The organism is Protofrankia sp. Cr1 (assembly GCF_963555865.1).
Taxonomy (GTDB): Bacteria; Actinomycetota; Actinomycetes; order Frankiales; family Frankiaceae; genus Protofrankia.
The window spans coordinates 5,482-8,195 of sequence record NZ_CAUVXO010000170.1 but is presented as its reverse complement, the minus strand read 5'-3'; the positions used below and the strand labels follow the sequence as shown (position 1 = coordinate 8,195).

3 protein-coding genes are annotated in these 2,714 nt (G+C 68.6%); all 3 read right to left on the bottom strand.

The window, feature by feature from the left end:
• Positions 1-101 precede the first annotated feature (101 nt).
• Entirely contained in the window at positions 102-305 is a 204-nt protein-coding gene (locus U9980_RS14590; RefSeq protein WP_239310293.1) for a cold-shock protein, read from the bottom strand.
• A 266-nt stretch (positions 306-571) separates the two neighbouring features.
• Positions 572-1,471: an acyl-CoA thioesterase domain-containing protein gene (locus tag U9980_RS14585; RefSeq protein ID WP_322768407.1), complete on the bottom strand. Its 900-nt coding sequence runs from the start codon at positions 1,469-1,471 to the stop codon at positions 572-574.
• A gap of 59 nt (positions 1,472-1,530) precedes the next feature.
• Positions 1,531-2,709, bottom strand: coding sequence for a diacylglycerol/lipid kinase family protein (locus U9980_RS14580; protein ID WP_322768411.1), 1,179 nt, complete (start codon positions 2,707-2,709; stop codon positions 1,531-1,533).
• Positions 2,710-2,714: the final 5 nt, after the last annotated feature.

Below are 2,714 nucleotides of genomic sequence, written 5' to 3'. Positions count from 1 at the left end.
AGGCCATCGCCAAAGCGGTCGGACGTTGAGGAAATGTCAAGCTTTGTAGGACGTACCGGTGTGGAGCACCCGCCGACGGCGGGCGCTCCACACCGAACGGGTCAGACCGGGCGGACGTGCTCGGCCTGCGGACCCTTCTGGCCCTGCGTCACCTCGAACTCGACGCGCTGGTTCTCTTCCAGGCTGCGGTAGCCTGCGCTGTCGATGGCGGAGTAGTGGACGAACACGTCGGGACCGCCGCCGTCCTGGGCGATAAACCCGAATCCCTTCTCGCCGTTGAACCACTTCACGGTGCCCTGAGCCATGTGTCGTCTCCTTCGTGGGGCTGGACCAAGCCCGCCCACTGCGAATACCAGGTTGCCGCGGTGGGACCGTCCCACTACCGGAAAAGACCGGAGAAACGAAAAACGCCCGCTGTCAGACTCCGGGGCGTTTGAGCGTTCGAGGAAGCTCCAACTGCAACACAGCCAACGTACCAGGCTTCACGAGGATGCGCGGGGTGAGGGTGCGCAACAGGCGAACTCCCCGACAGGCGGTGCGGATCATGAGCATGATCAATTAACTGGACGGCTCAGGATGTTCGAGGCGGGAGCAGTTTGGCTGATTGATCCGCCGTTGCGATCTGTTGTCCGTTTTCGTCGAATATCCTGGCGCTGACCTGGGCTACGCCGCCGATCACGGCCTCGACCTGGGCGTCCACCAGCATCCAGTCCGTCTGGGCCAAGCGCCCGACCCGCAGACTGTTGTCCAGGCTGAGGGTGTAGACGGGTCGGCCCACCGCATCGATGACAGCAGCCGGCGCCAGATCCGCGAGGATCGCGACCGACGCCGTCGAGGTCACCATGGGCTGATTCAGCCGGGCCCACAGGATGGCGCGGCCCGAACCCGGGCTGCCATCGAGCGTTGACCGTGGCGGGCGGGCCCAACGCTGCTCGATTTGGGCGAGCATGCCCCCCGCCTCGGCCACGCTGCGGCCGCTGCTGGTGTGGGTCCGCGGCGGGCAGTCCGGCGGGCCTGGCACGTCATCCGGTGGACCGGCGAACTGCACACCGCCGTCCACTGTCGGGCCGCCATCCGTCGGGCCGCCGAAGGTGCCCGTGGCCAGCAGGGCGAGCCGGTCGTTGATCATGCCGCGTACCGCGACCTGGGACAGGCTCCGCCCGTGCTGGCCTACCTCGAGCTGAAGATTGAGACACGCCCCGGCCTGGATGGGAGAGACGTACTGGACGGTCGCCCACACACAGCCCCGATCGAGGATGCTCTCGGTGACCGCGATCGCCGCGGCCAGCCCACAACCGCCCCACAACGTCCTGCCGGAGTTGAGCAGGTGCGGGCCGGCCACGAGGCTGCCGCCGCCGGCCTCGGCATCGACGCTCAGCCCGAGAAACCCGAGAAGCCCGCGCAGGTCATGCGTGGTGCCTCCGGCGGTCCGGTCGGCGCCGTCCATATCCATCCCGAACCCGGTGCTCATGTCCCCATGCTCGCAGGTTGCCCCCTACGGCCGCTCTGTGCGCGATGGGCGCCGGGCGACTATCGCGGCGAATGTCCGGCGACGATGCGCACCAGCGCGGGCAGTGTTCCCAGCATGCCCGGCCGGGTCGGCGGGACGCCGGGCGCATGCGGTGGTACCCGCACCCGCAGAGCCGCCGGCAGGCAGTGGAACTCCAGCGGAGGGTCCAGTTGCATGGCCTCGCCGTCAATGCCGATGTTCACCGGACCGGTGGAATCCACCCGCAGCGTCGGGGTCGTCCACCGGTGGAATCCCCGGAAGCGTTCCAGCGCTCCGGCTGACTCGAGCGCCATCAGGGCCGGCACGTCGTGGGCACGGTCGACGAGCACGGTGACGACCCCGAGTTCCCCGCCATCGAGCTTCGGCCGGGTGCCCAGCCCACCGAGACTGCGCAACTGGTAGGCGTTGTTCGACACGAGCAGGACGTCCGCCGTCGGTGTGAGTTCACCGTCCGGGCCGGTGAAGCGCAGATCCGGTGGGGTGGCCCGCGGGCCGAGCAGATCCGGAAGCATCTCGGTCGCCGTGCCGATCTTGGAGTTGCGGTAGTCGTCGGACTGCACGATCTCGGCATAAATGCCCAGCGAGGCGTTGTTGACGAACACCCGGCCATCGACCTCACCGAGATCGATTCGTCGTTCCACGGCGGTGATGAAGCCCTCCAGCGCCCCGGCGACGTCGCTGCGATCAAGGCCGAGGTCGGCGGCGAAGTGGTTTCGGGTGCCGGCCGGGATGCAGACGAATGCGACATCGTGCCTGCGGGCGACATCGGCGACAAGGGCCTGCGATCCGTCGCCGCCGGCCATTCCGATCACGTCTGCTCCGCCTGCGACGGCGTCTTCGGCGAGCGCGCGTAGGTCGTCGCCCGGTGTGAGCGTGATGGTCGCGATGCCGCGCTGCCGCGCCTCGTCGACCAGGTGGTGACGTTCGGCGGCACCCCCGCCCGAGCGTGGGTTCACGATGAGGACGCCATGGCGGGCAGGTCCCACAGCGACCCCGGACGGGCGGTGACGCCCGAACGCGGTCCGGGTCGCAGCTCCGGATGCGGCGATCAGAATGATGACGATGATCGCGGTGGTGATGCCGGCGACGTCAAGGGCCAGGACCAGCACGACGAGCGCGACAGCCGCGACAGCGGTCCCCAAGAGGCGGCGCAGGCCGCGGTTGACCAGCGCGCTCCCGACGGCGAGTCCGGTGATCACGAATG